Origin of the sequence: Methylomonas rosea (assembly GCF_024505055.1) — a bacterium.
GTDB classification, from domain to species: domain Bacteria; phylum Pseudomonadota; class Gammaproteobacteria; order Methylococcales; family Methylomonadaceae; genus Methylomonas; species Methylomonas rosea.
The window spans coordinates 105,220-123,539 of sequence record NZ_JANIBL010000003.1; the positions used below are offsets into that span (position 1 = coordinate 105,220).

The window sequence follows — 18,320 nt, forward strand, 5'->3', positions numbered from 1 at the left end:
TCTAAGCACCTTCCCCCCCAAATCGGATTACAATAGCGAACATTTATTCTCAACAAAGGGCGCAGCTTAGACGCCCGCCAGCAATCGGCAGGAGCAGTTTTGGCAGACAGAATTATTCGTATCGCTACCCGGCAAAGCCCGCTGGCCTTGTGGCAGGCCGAGCATGTCGCGGCGCGGCTTGAACAGGCGTTTCCCGGATTGCAAACCAAGCTGGTAAAAATGGTCACTCGCGGCGACAAAATCCTCGACGCACCTCTGGCCAAAGTTGGCGGCAAAGGTTTGTTCGTGAAGGAACTGGAACAAGGCATGCTGGAAGGCACGGCAGATATCGCGGTGCATTCGATGAAAGACGTACCGGTGGAGTTTCCGGAAGGCTTACATCTGGCGGTGATTCTGGATAGAGAAGATCCAACCGACGCGTTTGTTTCCAATCACTATCGCAGCCTGGCCGAATTGCCGGCGAATGCTCGCATCGGCACATCCAGTTTGCGTCGCCAATGCCAAATCAAGGAAAAATTCCCGAACGCGGAAATTCTCAGCTTGCGCGGTAACGTCAACACCCGTCTGGCGAAACTGGATGCCGGCGAATACGATGCGATCATTCTGGCATCGGCCGGCTTAAAACGGCTGGGGATGGGGGAACGTATCACGGCCCAACTGGAACCGACGGAAAGTCTGCCGGCGATGGGCCAAGGCGCTATCGGCATCGAGTGCCGCATCGACGACGCCGAGATACACGAGTATTTAAAGGTATTGCACGACAAAGACACCAGCATCAGGGTCGGCGCGGAGCGGGCGATGAATGCCCGGCTCAACGGCGGCTGCCAGGTGCCGATTGCCGGTTTTGCGGAAATCAAAGGCGAGCGTTTGTTCATGCGCGGCCTGGTCGGCAGCCCCGACGGTTCTTTGTTATATAGAGCCGAGGCGGAAAGTAGCCTGGCGGACTTCGATGCCTTGGGCAAAGCCATAGCCGAGGATTTATTGGCACAAGGCGCAGACAGGATATTGCGCGAGCTATATCAGTGAACTCGGCTCTAAACGGCGCGCGCATTCTGGTGACGAGGCCCGCCGCGCAAGCTGAGAATTTGTGTCATCTGATTGAACAACGGGGTGGTGTGCCGATACGCTTTCCGACGCTGGAAATTGTCGAGGAGCAGCCCGATCCGGATTTATTGAGGCAAGCCGCGGCCAGCGACTGGCTGATTTTTACCAGTACCAACGCTGTGGATTTTGCTATCAAGGCGTTCGGTGGCAAAATGCCGGCCTTGCGACAATTCAAAATCGCGGCTGTCGGCGAAGCAACCGCCGGCGCGTTGCGACTAGCAGGTTGGTCAGTTGATTGCGTACCTGCCAGCGAATTTAACAGCGAAGGCTTGCTGGCCGAACCTGAATTGCAAGTTGTAGCCGGCATGCGCTGCGTGATTGTGCGCGGCGTCGGTGGCCGCGAGAAATTGGCGGAGAGCTTGCGCAGCCGTGGTGCGGAAGCGGTTTATCTGGAAGTGTATAACCGCCGACAGCCGATGGCGGACAGCGCGGATTTACGGGCAGACATTGCACAAGGGCGGCTGGACGCAGTGACTATTACCAGCGTCGAAGCTTTGCAAAACTTGTTAGCGATACTGGATGACGAGTCGATAGTATTGTTGAAGTCGATACTTTTAGTCGTAATGAGCGAGCGGATCGGCCAAGCGGCCGAAGATTTCGGATTTAAACAGATTGCAGTGAGCGCACAGCCCACGGATGCAGCGATTTTAGAGACCTTGACGACGTTATTGAACGGGGAAAACAGTGGCCGAAGTAATTGAAGAACAACAAGAAAATCCAGCTCCGGTAGTGGTGGTTAAAAAGTCTCACGCCGGATTATGGATAGGCATCACCTCCATCGTGCTGGTGATCGCTTTGGCTGGTGCAGGTTTTTTCTTTTTCCAGCAATTGCGCTTTAGTCAAGATACCGAAAACAATCAGGACAATCTGAAACTGATCGAACTCGATAAAGAACTTAACGGCCTGCGCGATCAATTGAACGGTGTGCAAACCCAAATCGCCAACGTCAACGCGGAAATGACCGGCAAGGACAATCATTTCAACGAGACCTTGGCAGATTTCTCCAAGCTGCATGAAGAGCGACTCAACACCGCCCGCAAAGAACTGGAGGCCTCGATTACGGCCTTACAACGGCAGCTGGGAAAAACCCGCGGCGACTGGCTGCTGGCCGATGCCGAATACTTGTTGACCGTTGCCAATCAGCGTTTGCATCTGGTCGGCGACGTGACCACCACCCGCGAAGCGCTGGAAGCTGCCGATCAACGATTAAGAGAGAGCGGCGACGCGGCAGTATTTAAAGTCCGCGAGCAAATCGCCAAGGAAATTGCCTTGTTGAACGGCGCCACCGTGCCGGATATCGTCGGCATCTACAGTGGTATTCAACATTTACAGGATGCCGTGGAAAGCCTGGCGGTGTTCTTGCCGCACGCCGGCAAGCAGCCGGAAAAACCCGAACCCAATAGCGACCTGTCCGAACACGGCCATGAAATATTGAACACCGTAGCCAAGCAACTGGAAGGCTACGTGGTATTGCGTCACACCGAACAACCAGTCAACGCCATCCTGACCCCGGAAGAAGCGCACTTTATCAAGCAGCAGTTGAAAGTCCGGCTGGAAATGATCGAAATTGCGCTGGTGCAACAAAATGACACCTTGTTTTCCAGCAGTATCGCCGACGCCAAGCAATGGCTGAAGAAAAACTTCGCGGAAAACCAGCAAACCGATAAATTCGTGGCGGAACTCGATAAATTGGCCAATGTACAAATCCGCAGTCAATATCCGGATGTCAGCGGCTCGTTGAAGCTACTGAAAGACATCAGCAAATTGCGCATCGAATCCGATAAAGCCGTGCTGAACAATCCGCCAGCGGAAACGGCCTCGCCGGCAACACCCACAGCCGGCCAGCAATAAGCGAGTGGCATTATGAAAAATCTCATGTATTTTCTCGGCTCCTTGCTTTGCGCCGTTTTGGTGGCGTTTTTGCTGCATAGCTGGCTGGTCAAACAGAACGATCCCGGTTATGTGCTGATCGGTTTCGGCCACTGGTCGCTGGAAACCTCTTTGACCGTATTCGCCGTCGCGCAAGTGATCGGCTTTTTCTTTCTATACAATTTTTTCCGCTTGATGGGTGTCTTGATTCGCATGCCCAACCAATTTGCCAAGCGCCGCCGCAATATCCGCTTCAATCGCTCACAGGAGGCTTTGGTCGCCGGCTTATTCGACGCGGCAGACGGCAATTGGGAGCGCGCGGAGAAAGTGCTGATCAAACATGCCGCGCATAGTGGCGCACCTTTACTGCATTATCTGACTGCCGCCAGAGCAGCTCAATCGCGCGGCGCACTGGACAAACGCGACGAATATCTGCAAAAAGCCAGCGAGCAATCCTCGGACACCAATATGACTGTCGGCTTAACCCAGGCCGAACTGCATCTGTCAGAAAAACAATTCGAGCAAGCCTTGGAAACCCTGGGCAAATTGCACTCGATCAATCCCGGCCATGCGCGGGTTTTGAAAATGATGCATCAGGCTTATCAGCATCTGGGTGACTGGGAGGGTTTGAGCAAGCTATTGCCTTCGCTGCAACAGCACAAAGTGTTGATGGAAACCGAAGTTAAATTGCTGGAAACGGAAACCTTTAGCCGCTTGCTGAAACAGACCATCGCCCAGGGCGACCGCCAAGCGATCCAAACCTGCTGGGAAGGCATCCCCGATCACATCAAAGCCCTGCCGGGTATCGCCAATATCTATTTTGCGGCGATGATTGCAGCGGGCGCCGGAGCCAGCGTTGAATCGGCCATGCTTAAGCAATTGGGCCGGCATTGGGACGACACTTTGCTGGTATTGGTTTCGAATATCGAAGCGGAAGATAAAGCCAAGCAATTGCAGTCGGTCGAACAATGGCTGGCGGTTTACCCCAGCAATGCAGTGCTGTTAAGAGTGCTGGGCAAGCTGGCTTTGAAAGCCGCGCAAATGGAGAAAGCCGAACAATATTTGTTGAAAAGCCTGAATACCGAAGCGTCGGTAGCGACCTATCAATTGCTGGGCGAGTTGTTGTTTACCAAAGGCGACAAGGATCAAGCCTGCGATTACTTCAAACGCGGCATGGAATTGGCAACCGCCGAGCTGATTAGCGGTGTCGAGTCTATTCGCGCAGCTTAAAAAGCTTAAAACAGCTGGCTATTAGTTCGAATCCCGAATAAGCTCGGGATCGGCATATTCGCTTTTGATGACTAAAATTTCCGGCAAATTCTTTTTCAGCAGCGGCGCCAATTTAGGGTCGAAATGTTTGCCGGATTCAGAGGCGATATAAGCCAAGGTTTCTTCCACTGTCCAGGCCGGCTTATAGGGGCGTTGCGAAGTCAGTGCGTCGAACACGTCGGCAAGCGCGCAAATTCTGCCCGCAATCGAAATATCCTCTTCTCTCAAGCCATTCGGGTAACCGCTACCATCCCATTTTTCATGGTGATGTTGAGCAATGGTGCGCGCCGCTCGCATCAACTCGGTAGGCGAACCGGATAAGATATTTGCGCCCATTTGCACATGGGTTTGCATGATCCGCCATTCCTCGGGGTCCAGCTTGCCGGTTTTTAACAGAATCCGGTCCGGGATACCGATCTTGCCTATATCGTGCATGGGTGCCGCATTCAGAATAATTTCCGCGTCCTGCTCGGTTAAACCATAAGCCAAAGCCAATAGCTGGGCATATTTACTCATGCGAATGATGTGGTTGCCGGTTTCGTTGTCCCGATATTCGGCGGCCAGGCCCAGCCTGCGTATCACTTCCTGACGAGTACGATACAGTTCATCGGTTCTGGTTTTTACCTGTTGTTCGAGGAGACGGTTCTGGTCGCGGACCTGATTGTGCATCAAGCGCACTTCCAGCAGATTGTGTATGCGGGTGACGGCTTCCAGTTGATCGAAGGGCTTGGTCAGAAAGTCCTTGGCGCCCAAACTCAACGCTTTCAGCCGAGTCTCCATGTCCGGTTGCGCACTAAGTACCAACACCGGCAAATAATCGCCCCTAAAGCGCTGTTGCAGCTGCTCCATCACATCGAAACCGCTCAAATGCGGCATGCGGATGTCCAGTAAAAATGCATCGAAGCGGGTGGTATCGCACAGGGGAGCTACTTCGCGTGAGTCGCAGGTCGATTGAATATTCCGGTAACCCTGGCGCTGCAAAATTTTTTCCAACAATTTGACGTTAGCGGGTTCGTCGTCGACGATGAGAATGGCGGCTTGCAGAATATGCTGTTTTAAGTCCACGTTGCTGTTTTTAAAGGGTCGTCAAGTTGGGAGCGAAAACCTAGCGGTCCGGTCGCGCCGGTCCCCCTGCTTAGTCGGTTATCCGCGAGATTCTGAGTATAGCCAAATTAGGCGAGTCTGCTTTTTATAGCCTAACGCAGGCACTCAATCTAACAGCCAAAAAGATTCCAGGAATAAAAGTCCGGCTCTGCCCAAGGTCGAGAATATTTATCGACAGCGAATTGCCATACAGGAAATATCGTCTTGCGTCTCCCGATTAGCCATATGCGCTTCCAAAGCCTGTTGTATCGCCGTCACTTCAACACCGGGCCGCGCCGTTCTGAGGGTTTGCAACACTCGCTCCTGACCGAATAACAGCCCATCCGGATCCTGGGCATCGGTCAAGCCGTCAGAGTACATAAACAACTCGCAAGCCTCCTGCCAATGCCAAATTTCGCAAGTATCATCGAAGTCCCGGTTGCCGAGAATGCCGGCGGAGGGATGCGTGGAACGAAACGCATGCACTGTGTTGCCCTGGCTATCCAGCGCAAATACATCGGGTAAGCCGCCGTTCCACAATTCCACCGACTTTTTTTCCTCATCTATCATGCCCAATACCAAAGCCACGAAACGGCCCGCCGGCATCTGACTATGCAACAGGCGATTGATCTCGCGGACGATAATGGAGACAGCCAGTCCTTTTTTGGTCATTGCCTGAAACGCTTGATTGACAATGACCGTCGGCAACGCCGCCGCCAAGCCATGACCGGTCGAATCCGCGAGCATAAAATAAATTTGTTGGTTACTGACGCGTCTGGCACAAATCAAATCGCCGCTAAAACGCTTGGCCGGCAATAACCAAAACTGCAAATGATCGTCTTTAAGATCACTCTGCTTAATTAGCCTTTCAAAAATACTCTGTAAAAACTGTTGCTCCGCTTCGTTTTCGTCGCGATAGGCTTTAAGTAACTGCGTATCGGCGATAATCAGGTTTTGCATATCGATCACGCGTTGCACCGAGCCTAACTTGGCGGCAAGAATGGCCCGATTGAACGGTTTTTGCAGATAGTCGTCGGCACCGGCTTGCAGCCCATCCAAGACATTTTGGTCATCAGCTAGCGCGCTTAGCACAAAAATCGGCACCCACTTGTCCAGGGTGAGTGCTCTAATTGCTTTGATAGCCTCCAGACCATCCATGACCGGCATCATAATATCCATCAAAATCAAATCGGGATTTACGCTGGCCAGAGACTTAACCGCCTGCTCCCCGTTTTCGACCGAAATGACTTCATGCTGCATCCTGCTCAGTAATTTATCGAGCAACAGCCTGTTTTCGTAGATATCGTCGACAACCAATATTTTCATTAGGATTTGTACCGTTATACAAGCGAACCGGCAGTCTACCCTAGTTGAATAGGGTATCCCACATCGTATCCACTTTTTTGATCACGTCCTCACTCATTACAATCGGACGACCCCACTCCCGGTTGGTTTCGCCTGGCCATTTGTTGGTGGCATCGAAACCAACCTTGGAACCCAAGCCCGATACCGGCGAAGCAAAGTCCAGATAATCTATAGGCGTGTTTTCCAAAATCGTCAAATCGCGGGCCGGATCCATCCGCGTGGTAATCGCCCAAATCACGTCCTGCCAATTGCGTACATCGACATCGTCGTCAACCACGATGACAAACTTGGTATACATAAATTGACGCAGATACGACCAGGTGCCCAGCATCACCCGCTTGGCATGGCCGGCGTATTGCTTCTTCATGCTGATCACCGCCATCCGATACGAACAGCCTTCCGGCGGCAGATAGAAATCGACGATTTCCGGAAACTGCTTTTGTAGGATGGGCACGAAGACTTCGTTTAACGCCACACCCAAAATCGCCGGTTCATCCGGTGGCCGACCAGTATAGGTGCTGTGATAAATCGGCACCTGCCTTTGCGTAATGCGTTCGATGGTAAACACCGGAAATTCATCAACCTCGTTGTAATAACCGGTGTGATCGCCGTAGGGGCCTTCCGGCGCGGTTTCACCCGGATAGATAAAACCTTCCAAGACAATTTCCGCGCTGGCCGGCACCTGCAAATCGTTGGACAAGCATTTGACCACTTCGGTCTTACTGCCACGCAACAAGCCGGCGAAAGCATACTCGGATAAGGAATCCGGCACCGGCGTGACAGATGCCAATATCGTCGCCGGGTCCGCGCCCAAGGCCACAGCCACCGGAAACGGTTTGCCCGGATGCGCCTGTTGCCATTCCTTGAAATCCAATGCCCCGCCGCGATGCGCTAGCCAGCGCATGATGACTTTGTTTTTGCCTATCACCTGTTGCCGATAGATTCCCAAGTTCTGCCGGTCTTTATTCGGCCCTTTGGTAATCACCAGCGGCCAGGTAATCAAAGGCGCGGCGTCTTCCGGCCAACAGGTTTGAATCGGATAAACACTTAAATCGACTTCGTCCCCAACTCGAGTCACTTCCTGGCAAGGTGCTGAACTGACTATTTTCGGCGCCATATTCAGCACTTGCTTGAATACAGGGAATTTTTCCAGTGCGTCTTTCATACCTTTCGGCGGCTCCGGTTCTTTCAAATAGGCCAGTAATTCACCAATTCCACGCAATTCGGAAACGTCTTTGGCGCCCATGCCCATCGCCACCCGCTTCGGCGTACCAAACAGATTGCCGAGCACGGCAATATTGGAACCTTTCGGATTTTCGAACAGCAAAGCCGGACCGCCCTGCTTTAATACCCGGTCGCAAATCACCGTCATTTCCAACACCGGATCGACTTCCTGTTTGACCCGCTTCAGTTCGCCCTGTTTTTCCAGTTGGGCGATAAAGTCTCGTAAATCTCTGTATTTCATGCATTGTCCTTAGAAGGGGGCCGAACATCATGCCACGGTGTGCAAAATTGAAGCGGCAATCATACGCCGAGTTAAGCTAGGCAAGGAAGCCGACAGCGGAAGTAAAACCAAACCAAAGCGCCGGTGATTAACGCCGCAATACCTGCAACGGCGGCTGATTGACCACCTGACGAACGCCCCAGTAACCCGCCAGCCCCACCGTTAGCGCACCTATGGCCGGCAATGCGCCCCACAAATAGTAGCCAGGACGGTAGTCGATATGCATCACGCGGGTATACAGCGCATACAAAATCGCCTCGCTAGCCAGTGCCGCCAAAACGCCAGCCAAGGTGCCGAGCAAGCCAAACTCAATTACATGCGTGGCGCGTAAAAAGCCGCGTCGGGCACCCAAGGTCCGCATCAGCGCACCTTCGTAGATCCGCTGATCCAGCGTGGCATAGACGGCAGCGAACAACACGGTAAAACCGGCCGCCAAGGCAAAATACAGCAGTAGATTGATGGCCTTGGTTAATTGCGTCAGGATCATCTTGAACTGTTTCAAGATCTGATCAACTTCCAGTATCGTCACGGCCGGATACTTTTTCATCAGTGTGTTCAACAGGTTTTTTTGACTGTCAACCAAATAGAAACTGGTCATGTACATGGTCGGAAAATTGTCCAGCGTGCCGGGCGAAAAGATCATGTAAAAATTAGGCCGCATCGTGTCCCACTGCACACTTCGAAGTTGGGATACCTTGGCGCTGAATTGCGCGCTCCCCACGGTAAAGGTCAATTCATCGCCCACCTTGATTTTTAGGCTTTCCGCCAGTTTTTGCTCCACCGATACCAGCCCCGGCTGATCGGCTTGCCAAGCACCACCATCGGTGGCTTTGTTATCGTCCGGTAATTGTACCGCCCAGGTCAGACTCAATTCGCGCTGGGTGGCGCCTTCGCCCTGCGTGTCTTTGCTGACCCGGCCTTGCACCGCTTCGTTATTGATCGTCACCAAACGCCCGCGCACCACCGGATAAAACCGGCTGCTGGCGATTTGCGCTTGCTTTAATTCGTCTTGAAACGCCTGTTGGCGTTCCGGCAGGATATTCAAGGCAAAATGATTCGGCGCCTGTTCCGGCAATTGCTGTTGCCAGTTGTCGATCAAGTCGCTGCGCACGGTGAAACTCAGCGCCATCGCGGTAAGCGTGATACTAAAAGCCAATATTTGACTGACGCTGGCTTGACTGTTCCTCAGCAATCCCTGCATACCAAAACGCCAATTTAAGCCCATCTTCGGCAACAGCTTGCGCGCCAACAATAGCAAACTGTATATCGCCGCACCTAAGCCGAATATTGCCAGAGACCCCACTCCCAATATGATGGCGGTCATTTTCGGGTCTTCCGTATAGCGCCAAATCAAGCCACCGATAATCGCCAGTGCCAAACCGTAAATCAACCAACCGCTAGTGGGTAAGGGTTCCAACTCGCGGCGCAATACCCGCAAGGGCGAGACTTTTTGCAAACGCAGCAGCGGCGGCAAGGCAAAACCCAGCAATATTGCCAAGCCAGTGGTCAAGCCAAAAAACACCGCCAACCAACTGGGACTGGCCAATTCTTGCGGCAACAAAGACTTTAACAGTTCGAATAAACCGAACTGCGCCAACCAGCCAAGTCCACAACCGACACCGCTGGCCACCAGCCCCAGCACCAAAAACTGCAAACCGTACAGCCAGACAATTTCCGCTTGTTTACAGCCCAGGCAACGCAGCAAGGCAGTAGCGTTGAAATGCCGCTCGGTGTAACGGCGAGTGGCCATCGCAATCGCCACGCCGGCAATCAGGATCACCACGATACTGGACAGTCCCAGGTAACGCTCGGCGCGCTGCAATGCAGATCCCAATTCCGGGCGGTCCTCATGTATATCCAGGATTTTTTGCGAGGAATTCAGTTGCGGTTTCAACCAATTCTTAAAGGTAGCCAAGGCCTGTTCGTCACCGCCGAACTGGAAGGCGTAACGCACATGACTGCCGGGTTGAATCACGCCGGTGGCAGCCAAATCGCTTTGATTGATCATCACTCGCGGCGAAAAGCTGTAAAAATCGCCGCGCTTATCCGGCTCGTAGCTCAAGACCCTGCTGATGGTCAGCGGTTTTTCACCTACAGTCAGCGTGTCACCGATTTTTAGGTGCAGAGCCGGCAAGATGCGTTTGTCCACCCAGGCCGAACCGGGTTCCGGGCCCTCGCTGGCGACGATTTCATCCTGCGACTCGGCATCGCTGGTTTTCAATTTACCGCGGAGCGGGTAGCCACCGCTGACCGATTTTACCGAGGCCAGCAGCATTTCCTGGTTTTCCAACAAAACGCTGGCAAATTCGCTGGTTTGCGAATGGGATAAGCCCAATTCGCCGGCCTTTGCCAACCAGATTTCATCGATAAGCGCCGGCGCAGCCACCACCAGATCGCCGGCTAAAAACTCGGCGGCTTGTACCGTCATGGTCCGATGCAAGCGGTCGGCGAATAGCGATATGGCGGTGGAACTGCTCACGGCAATCAGTAACGCCAGCAGCAATAAGGTCAACTCTCCGGAACGGCTGTCGCGCCACAGCAGCTTCAGCGCCAGATTGAAGCGTTTCATACCATGCTCCCGGCATCCAGACGAATGGTACGTTGACAACGTCCGGCCAAAGACATGTCGTGAGTCACTAAAATCAAGGTGGTATGTTGTTCCTGATTGAGCTCGAACAGCAGATCGATAATATGCGCGCCGGTCTTACTATCCAGATTGCCGGTCGGTTCATCGGCAAACAGAATGGCTGGTCGGGTGACAAAGGCCCGCGCCAAGGCCACCCGTTGCTGTTCACCGCCCGACAACTGCTTGGGGGTATGAGTCAAGCGCTGCGACAAACCTACTCTGTCCAGCAAGGCGCGGGCAGCAGCTGCCGCATGAGCGTGACCGCTGAGTTCCAGCGGCAACATGACGTTTTCCAGCGCCGTCAAACCCGGCAGCAGTTGAAAGGATTGAAACACGAAGCCGACCAGTTCGTTGCGCAACAAGGCGCGGCCGTCTTCGTCCAGCTTGGTCAGATCACGGCCACTGACGACCACTCGGCCGGTACTGGGCGTATCCAGGCCGGCCAGTAAACTGAGCAGGGTGGATTTGCCGGAACCGGACTCGCCGACAATGGCCAGACTCTCGCCGGGATTGATGATTAAATTCACCGACGACAAGATGTGTAAAATGCCCTCGGAAGTTGGCACCGATTTACCGAGTTGTTCGGTAACGATGATCGGGGAACTGGTCTTATCAATATGAGTATTTAACATGTATAGCGTGGTCCTTGCCGTAATTCTGGGTTTACTACCGTCAAGCGTAATGGCCAAATCGATAGTGGTACTGGGTGACAGTATTAGTGCCGGTTACGGCATCGAAGTTCAGCTTGGCTGGGTGGCATTGTTGCAAAACAAGCTGACCGACCTGCATGGCAGCTATGTTATCAGTAACGAAAGCATCAGCGGCGATACTTCAGCCGGGGGTTTAGCCAGGCTGGAGCAAATTTTAACCCGGCATAAACCGGATATTCTATTGGTGGAATTGGGCGCCAACGATGGCTTGCGCGGTTTGTCGCCGCCGGAAATGAAAAATAATTTGACCGAAATCGTCCGGCGTTCGCAAAAAATCGGCGCCAAAGTCATGCTGTTGGGCATGAAGATCCCGCCTAACTACGGCAAACGTTATGTCGAGATGTTTTACGAGGTTTTTCCGCAGCTATCCACGGAGTTGAAGATCCCCTACGTGCCGTTTATCCTGGAAGAGGTGGCATTAAACCCGGAGATGATGCAGGCTGACGGCCTACATCCGAATGAGCTGGCGCAACCGGTGATTGCCGAGAAAATTTGGGGATATTTACAACCGTTGCTGTAGGAGCGAACGCTAATTTGCCGCCAACGTTTGTTTAAACGCCGGCAGTTGCCGGTAACCCGCGATTTCGCCGGCCGTAAACATCCATTTCATTTTTTTTTGCAGGCGTTGCTGCTCACGCGGCTCCAGCCAAAAACTCAGGATTCTACTCAGATAATTCCGCAGTAAATACAGCGGGATACCGGCTACATTCTTCCCGGCAGGCGCTTCGGCATACGCCAGCACCTGACAACGGGCCACGTCGAACATCCAGCGGCACACATAGGCTTTCGTCATCCGCTCCGGGATGTTGCAGTGATGCAGCAAGGCTTCGGGCACATACCAAAACTCACCGCCACCGCGCCGAAAACGGCCCATGTATTCGGTGTCTTCGGTAAACGGCACCGAGGTGCCGGGCCCCAGTTCCTCGCGAAACCAGCCGTTTTTGGCCACGGCCTCGGCTCTTAACGCGGTGTTTACGCCGCCCGGAATGACCTGTTCATCCAAAAATTGCTGCGAGGTACCAAAATCGCGGGTATTGGTAATGCCGCGCGGCAACGCAAATTCGCCTTCGGTATGCAACCAGGCGGGTATGTCGCCCAGCCATTTGGGTAACACTTTGCCGGCAAAACCGTCGATTTGCGGATGCGCGGCGGCGGCATCGATGTAAGCCTGCAACCAGCTTGTTTGCGGTTCGACATCGTCATCGGTGAACACCAATAATTCACCTTGCGCCTGCTTTATTGCGCGATTCAAGGCACGGGATTTTCCGGGAACGGGTTCGGACACGCAATGCACGGGCAATCTGCCTCGCTCCGCTTCGGCCGTAATCACCGCGACGGTGTCGTCGCTGCTGCCGTTATCAACCATCAGCAACTCCCAGCGGGTATCGCTATTCAGCCGCATGGCGGCCAATGCGTCGAACAAGCGCGGCAATATCGACGCTCTGTTGCGGGTGCTGATAATCACGGAGGCGTTTAACATGGGTGGCAGACCGAGTTTAGAATGTTGGGTTAAGCAATATTACAGCGGATGATCGAAATAATCGCCATCGATCCCGCTGCGGTACCAATTTTGCAAAATGTTGTCGGCCAGCGGCGGCTGGCGATAGATCAGATAGCGATTGCCGCGCGACGGCACCGCCTCATAGCCAAGACTGCGGAACAGACTGGTCAATGACGGCGAGGCTACTTCCAAACTGGCCCAGCTAATGCTGTTTTCTCGCCAATACGCGAATAGATAATACAGCATGGTCTGCAAAGCCGGCTCGTCGTCCAAGGAATAAAACACATCGCGCAATACGGCCATGCTGATAGCATCGCCAAAGCTTTGCTGATGCCAGATAGCATAAGCTCGCAACTTGCCGGCAGCATCCCGCAGTGCAAACAATCTTAACGGACAGGTTGGGAAATCGAATAGACGCCAGTTTAAATAGCGGCTGCTGCGTTCCAGGCAGGAGGCATAACCCGCTTTGGCACGGTCCCACAAGTCATCGAACTCCGCATCGCAATGTAAAATCTCTGCAAATTTAAAACCGCCGCTATGCAATTTAACATTGCGTAAGCGCAAGTTGATGTCAAATAGACTGCCCAACCAATAGCCCAACGATTTACCGGCGCGTTTCTCCCAAGAACCGCGATAACCAACGCGCAAACGATAAAAATCGTTATCGCTGCCGCCGATCTCCACAAAGCCGCATTTTTTAAAGGCTTTCTGGGTAATCACGCCGGCAGTCACTGTGCCGTTAAATTGCGCGAACTCAAGGCTATGCTCTATCAGCCGGGTAGCTAAACCCTGTCCGCGAAACTGCTGATCGACGCAGGTATTGGAACCGAATGTTATGGGTACGGATTCGCCGTTCAACCACCAAGGTTGCACGAACATAGCCCGAAAACCGGCCAAGCGGCCATTGTGCCAAACTCCGACACCGACACACGGCAAGGCGTCCTGCCACGGATTCTGCACGATACGCCGCTCGAACCATTGCTGGATATATTCGGGGTGTTGCTGAAACTCTTCGAAATTGGCGACGGCAATCCGAATGCAATCCGGAATATCCGCCAGTTGGATAGGTCCATAAACAAAATGGTCGGCAACAGCGGACATAGGCTTTCTCGAAAAAATGCGGAAAATTATTGGCGGGGCCTAAATATCTTTAGCGGAGGCATCACCGAGAATAGAAAACTATTATCGGCGCAAACTCGCGGTAATACCAAACTACAACGCAGTTTTAAAAGGGTCGATTCGGCGAGACACGTTTGATGTGCGAAGCGGGAAGCATTGTGGCTTGGGTAACAGCCGCACGCGGCTATTGCCCAAGTCCGCACAATACCTGTAACAGCGTTTACCGGACTGGGTTCAAAACCGATTTGGTATCGAGCAAATTGCTGCGTTTTTTTAAACCCAAAATACCCAGCATCCCGCTGAGAAAAAACCAGGCGGCAGTAGGCAAGGCAGCTTTCAATTCAGCCGTTTTGCTTTCATCTATCACTGGGTGGAAAACCGTGCCAAGCAAACCGAGAAACCCTGTTTGCGAAACAATGTCGCCAAGCCCTTGTATTTCCGACAAGGCTTGCTGAAATGTCGCCACTGCTCCGGTTTTGACCCGCGTAAACAGCGTTAACGCATAGTCCTGCAAGGGCTTATCCGCTGCTGGAGTCGATGGCTGCTCCTGATAAGCGCTTGGCAAATCCGGCAAAATCGTTTTGAAGGATTCGAGCGGGTTTAGCGTGTTTTCGGTAGTAGCCGCTTGCGCAAGCTGAATCCCCCAAAACGATAGACCGATAAAAAATAATGCGGAAAGTAACGGCTTGTTTGTGTCCATATTAAAACCCCAGAATTAATCAATTAGTTAAGAGGTGAAACCCTATTCTCAAAAACCGGACCAATTACGGAAGGCAGCGGCTCATGATAAAGGCATCCATGCAGACGAGAATAGCACTATACATGCCAATTGCAAGAAGCTGATTTATATAAATATTTCCCATTCATCCCCGAAACTTGTTGGCGCAGAAACCACAAAAGCCGATTAAATGCTGCTAACACAACAACTTAGGGGCTGGCAGTTTCGTCAAAGCCGCAACACCAAATATCGCGGAAATGGCCGGTTTTTCCTGTCCGAATCCAGTGGCCGGCAATACCGCTACCACCCAAGCTAAAGGTTAATCTCCAATCGGCAGCGGCGGTTTTCCTGTTGAAAGATAGCCATAACTTGTTAGAGTAATAGGCGAGTTACTAAACTTAAGGACACGGGAGCATCATGTTACGCAAAATACTGATCGCCAATCGCGGCGAAATTGCTGTCCGTATCATTCGGGCTTGCGCGGAAATGGGCATTCGTTCGGCCGCGGTCTATTCGGAAGCGGACCGCTTTGCCCTACACGTCAAAAAGGCCGACGAGTCGCATTACATCGGCAGCGAACCGCTGGCCGGCTACTTGAACATCTACGGCTTGGTGGACTTGGCCTTACGTACCGGTTGCGATGCGATTCATCCGGGCTATGGGTTTTTATCGGAAAATGCCCAGTTTGCGCGCGCTTGCCAAGAACGCGGCTTGGTGTTTATCGGCCCTTCCGCGGACGTAATTCGACGCATGGGCGACAAAACCGAAGCTCGCGCCGCAATGATTGCCGCCGGCCTACCCGTCACGCCCGGCTCGGACGGCAACCTGGATAGCGTCGAGCACGCCTTGCAGGTGGCTGAACAGATAGGTTATCCGATCATGCTGAAAGCCACCTCCGGCGGTGGCGGGCGCGGCATCAGACGCTGCGACAATCCCAACGAACTGCGGCAAAACTATCAGCGGGTGATTTCCGAAGCCACCAAGGCTTTCGGCAGCGCCGACGTATTTTTGGAAAAATGCGTGGTCAACCCTATTCATATCGAAGTGCAGGTGCTGGCCGATCATCTCGGCAACACCATACATCTTTATGAGCGCGATTGTTCGGTGCAGCGCCGTAATCAGAAATTGATCGAAATCGCGCCCTCGCCGCAATTGGAAGAAGCGCAACGTCAATATCTGGGCGGCTTGGCGGTGATGGCGGCCAAGGCAGTGGGCTATACCAATGCCGGCACCGTGGAATTTCTGCTCGATGCAGACGGGCGCTTCTACTTCATGGAAATGAATACTCGTGTACAAGTCGAGCACACGATCACTGAAACGATCACCGGTGTGGACATTGTCGAAGAACAAATTCGGGTCGCCGCCGGCTTGCCCTTGCGATTCAAGCAGGAAGAAATTGTGCGGCGCGGCTATGCGATTCAATTTCGCGTCAACGCCGAAGACCCGAAAAACAATTTCCTGCCCAGCTTCGGCCACATCTCCCGTTATTACGCGCCCGGCGGCCCCGGTGTGCGTACCGACACGGCGATTTACACCGGTTATGAAGTACCGCCTTTTTACGACTCGATGCTGGCCAAGGTCATCGTCAGCGCGATTACCTGGGAAGACGCCATCAATCGCGGCGAACGCGCCTTGAAAGACATGGGCTTATTCGGCATCAAAACCACGATTCCGTACTACTTAAAGATTCTCGGTCACCCGGACTTTCGCCGTGGCCGTTTCAACACGGGCTTTGTCGAAGCTAATCCAGACCTAATCAACTATTCCAACAAGCCGCGACCGGAAATTCTGGCCAGCGTGCTGGCGGCCGTCGTGGCCTCTCATACCGGCCTGTAAGCCAAAGGACATTGCAATGAGTAAAGTTTACGTAACCGACGTTATCCTCCGCGACGCCCACCAATCACTGATTGCCACCCGCATGCGCACCGAAGACATGCTGCCCGCCTGCGCCATGCTGGACGACATCGGCTATTGGTCGCTGGAATGCTGGGGCGGGGCCACCTTCGACGCCTGCCTGCGCTTCTTAAAAGAAGACCCCTGGGAACGCTTGAGCAAACTAAAAGCCGCGCTGCCCAATACCCGCCTGCAAATGCTGCTACGCGGCCAAAACCTGCTCGGCTACCGGCATTATTCCGACGATGTGGTACGTAAATTCGTCGAGACTGCCGCCACCAACGGCATGGACGTCTTTCGTATCTTCGACGCGCTGAACGACATCCGCAATCTGGAAACCGCGATTGAAGCCACCAAAGCAGCCGGCAAGCATGCGCAAGGTACGATCTGTTACACCACCAGCCCGGTGCACGACATAGCCAGCTTCATCAAGTTGGGGAAAGGTTTGGCAGACTTGGGCTGCGACTCGATTGCCATCAAGGACATGGCTGGCCTGTTGACGCCTTATATTGCCGGCGAACTGGTCAAAGCCCTGAAAGATGCCGTGGATCTGCCGCTGCATCTGCATTGCCATGCCACGGCGGGCTTGGCGGAAATGTGTCAGCTCAAGGCCATAGAAGCCGGTTGCGAACACGTCGATACGGCTTTATCTTCCTGGGCCGGCGGCACCAGCCACCCGCCCACCGAATCGTTGGTCACCGCACTGCGCGGCACCGATTACGACACCGGGCTGGATTTGGATAAACTGCAAGCGGTGAACCAGTATTTTCTGGAAGTGCGGAAAAAATACCGCCGCTTCGAAAGCGAATTTACCGGCATAGACACCCGCGTACACATCTTTCAAGTGCCGGGCGGCATGATCTCCAACCTCGCCAACCAGTTAAAAGAACGCAACGCCCTGGATCGCATGGCGGAGGTATACAAAGAAATTCCTGAAGTCCGCAAAGACTTAGGCTACCCGCCATTAGTCACGCCCACCTCGCAAATCGTCGGCACCCAGGCCGTGTTGAACGTGTTGACGGGCAAGCGCTATGAAACCATCAGCAATGAGGTAAAACGCTACCTGCACGGTGGTTACGGCAAAGCGCCAGCACCGGTTAATCCCGAACTTCAAGCCAAAGCGGTCGGTAAAGAAGAAGTGATCGAATGCCGTCCGGCGGATTTACTCAAACCCGAGTTCGAACATCTGCGTAACGAAATCGCCCATCTGGCTATGAATGACGAAGACGTGTTGAGCTTTGCGATGTTCCCGGAAATTGGCAAGCAATTTCTGGAGCTGCGTTCCACCGACAACCTAGTCTCCGAACCGCTGGAACTGGCAGACGCGCCGACACCGGGTGAAGTGAAAAAAGCCCCGACCGAATTCAACGTGGCGCTGCACGGCGAGTCCTATCACGTTAAAGTCACCGGTGCTGGGCCGAAAAACCAGAGCTTGCGGCATTTTTACTTCACCGTGGATGGTATGCCGGAAGAAATCGTCATCGAAACCCTGGACGAGATCGTGCTGGACGGCGGTGCGCAAGGCGCGGTGCAAAGCGCCATCGCCAGCAAGCGCCGCC

Annotated in this window: 15 protein-coding genes; 7 read left to right on the top strand and 8 right to left on the bottom strand. The window is 53.4% G+C overall.

Annotated features, from left to right (window positions below; all coding sequences use genetic code 11):
* The first annotated feature begins 99 nt into the window (after positions 1–99).
* The 4 genes from hemC to NP589_RS01985 are packed head-to-tail and all read left to right on the top strand — an operon-like array spanning position 100 to position 4,203.
* Positions 100–1,026: a hydroxymethylbilane synthase gene (gene hemC / locus NP589_RS01970; RefSeq protein ID WP_256605448.1), complete on the top strand. Its 927-nt coding sequence runs from the start codon at positions 100–102 to the stop codon at positions 1,024–1,026.
* Entirely contained in the window at positions 1,023–1,805 is a 783-nt protein-coding gene (locus NP589_RS01975; protein ID WP_256605449.1) for a uroporphyrinogen-III synthase, read from the top strand. The genes hemC and NP589_RS01975 overlap by 4 nt, the downstream gene beginning before the upstream one ends.
* Complete coding sequence (locus NP589_RS01980) at positions 1,789–2,955, top strand: uroporphyrinogen-III C-methyltransferase (protein ID WP_256605450.1); 1,167 nt, start codon at positions 1,789–1,791, stop codon at positions 2,953–2,955. Before NP589_RS01975 ends, NP589_RS01980 begins: the two co-directional genes overlap by 17 nt.
* A 12-nt stretch (positions 2,956–2,967) precedes the next feature.
* The gene (locus NP589_RS01985) at positions 2,968–4,203 is read left to right on the top strand and encodes a heme biosynthesis HemY N-terminal domain-containing protein (RefSeq protein WP_256605451.1); all 1,236 of its coding nucleotides are present in this window, start codon (positions 2,968–2,970) and stop codon (positions 4,201–4,203) included.
* Positions 4,204–4,224: 21 nt separating this feature from the next.
* Here NP589_RS01985 and NP589_RS01990 read toward each other — a convergent pair whose 3' ends face one another.
* From NP589_RS01990 to NP589_RS02010, 5 genes are all read right to left on the bottom strand, one after another.
* Positions 4,225–5,307, bottom strand: a complete 1,083-nt coding sequence (locus NP589_RS01990) for an HD domain-containing phosphohydrolase (protein WP_256605452.1) — start codon at positions 5,305–5,307, stop codon at positions 4,225–4,227.
* 207 nt (positions 5,308–5,514) lie between these two features.
* Positions 5,515–6,651, bottom strand: a complete 1,137-nt coding sequence (locus tag NP589_RS01995) for a PP2C family protein-serine/threonine phosphatase (protein ID WP_256605453.1) — start codon at positions 6,649–6,651, stop codon at positions 5,515–5,517.
* A 40-nt stretch (positions 6,652–6,691) separates the two neighbouring features.
* Positions 6,692–8,155 carry a 4-hydroxy-3-polyprenylbenzoate decarboxylase gene (ubiD, locus tag NP589_RS02000; protein WP_256605454.1) on the bottom strand — a complete coding sequence of 488 codons (1,464 nt, stop codon included), beginning with the start codon at positions 8,153–8,155 and terminating at the stop codon, positions 6,692–6,694.
* Between the two features lie 127 nt (positions 8,156–8,282).
* The gene (locus tag NP589_RS02005; RefSeq protein WP_256605455.1) at positions 8,283–10,763 is read right to left on the bottom strand and encodes an ABC transporter permease; all 2,481 of its coding nucleotides are present in this window, start codon (positions 10,761–10,763) and stop codon (positions 8,283–8,285) included.
* Positions 10,760–11,452 (bottom strand): ABC transporter ATP-binding protein, encoded by a 693-nt coding sequence (locus NP589_RS02010; protein WP_256605456.1) that lies wholly within the window; start codon positions 11,450–11,452, stop codon positions 10,760–10,762. Before NP589_RS02010 ends, NP589_RS02005 begins: the two co-directional genes overlap by 4 nt.
* Between NP589_RS02010 and NP589_RS02015 the strand changes: the two genes are divergently transcribed.
* Complete coding sequence (locus tag NP589_RS02015) at positions 11,451–12,050, top strand: arylesterase (protein WP_256605457.1); 600 nt, start codon at positions 11,451–11,453, stop codon at positions 12,048–12,050. The genes NP589_RS02010 and NP589_RS02015 overlap by 2 nt on opposite strands.
* A 9-nt stretch (positions 12,051–12,059) precedes the next feature.
* On the opposite strand, the gene NP589_RS02020 is transcribed toward NP589_RS02015, so the two are convergent.
* The 3 genes from NP589_RS02020 to NP589_RS02030 all read right to left on the bottom strand — a co-directional run bounded on the left by NP589_RS02020 (position 12,060) and on the right by NP589_RS02030 (position 14,850).
* Entirely contained in the window at positions 12,060–13,010 is a 951-nt protein-coding gene (locus NP589_RS02020; RefSeq protein ID WP_256605458.1) for a glycosyltransferase family 2 protein, read from the bottom strand.
* A 39-nt stretch (positions 13,011–13,049) separates the two neighbouring features.
* A complete protein-coding gene (locus tag NP589_RS02025) occupies positions 13,050–14,132 on the bottom strand; it encodes a GNAT family N-acetyltransferase (RefSeq protein WP_256605459.1) in 1,083 nt (360 codons plus the stop codon).
* Positions 14,133–14,370: 238 nt separating this feature from the next.
* Entirely contained in the window at positions 14,371–14,850 is a 480-nt protein-coding gene (locus NP589_RS02030; RefSeq protein ID WP_256605460.1) for a hypothetical protein, read from the bottom strand.
* Between the two features lie 435 nt (positions 14,851–15,285).
* Between NP589_RS02030 and NP589_RS02035 the strand changes: the two genes are divergently transcribed.
* Together NP589_RS02035 and oadA are read left to right on the top strand one after the other, a co-directional pair.
* Entirely contained in the window at positions 15,286–16,704 is a 1,419-nt protein-coding gene (locus NP589_RS02035; protein ID WP_256605461.1) for an acetyl-CoA carboxylase biotin carboxylase subunit, read from the top strand.
* Between the two features lie 16 nt (positions 16,705–16,720).
* Positions 16,721–18,320 (top strand): sodium-extruding oxaloacetate decarboxylase subunit alpha (gene oadA / locus NP589_RS02040; RefSeq protein ID WP_256605462.1); only part of this gene is annotated, 1,600 nt, incomplete at its 3' end.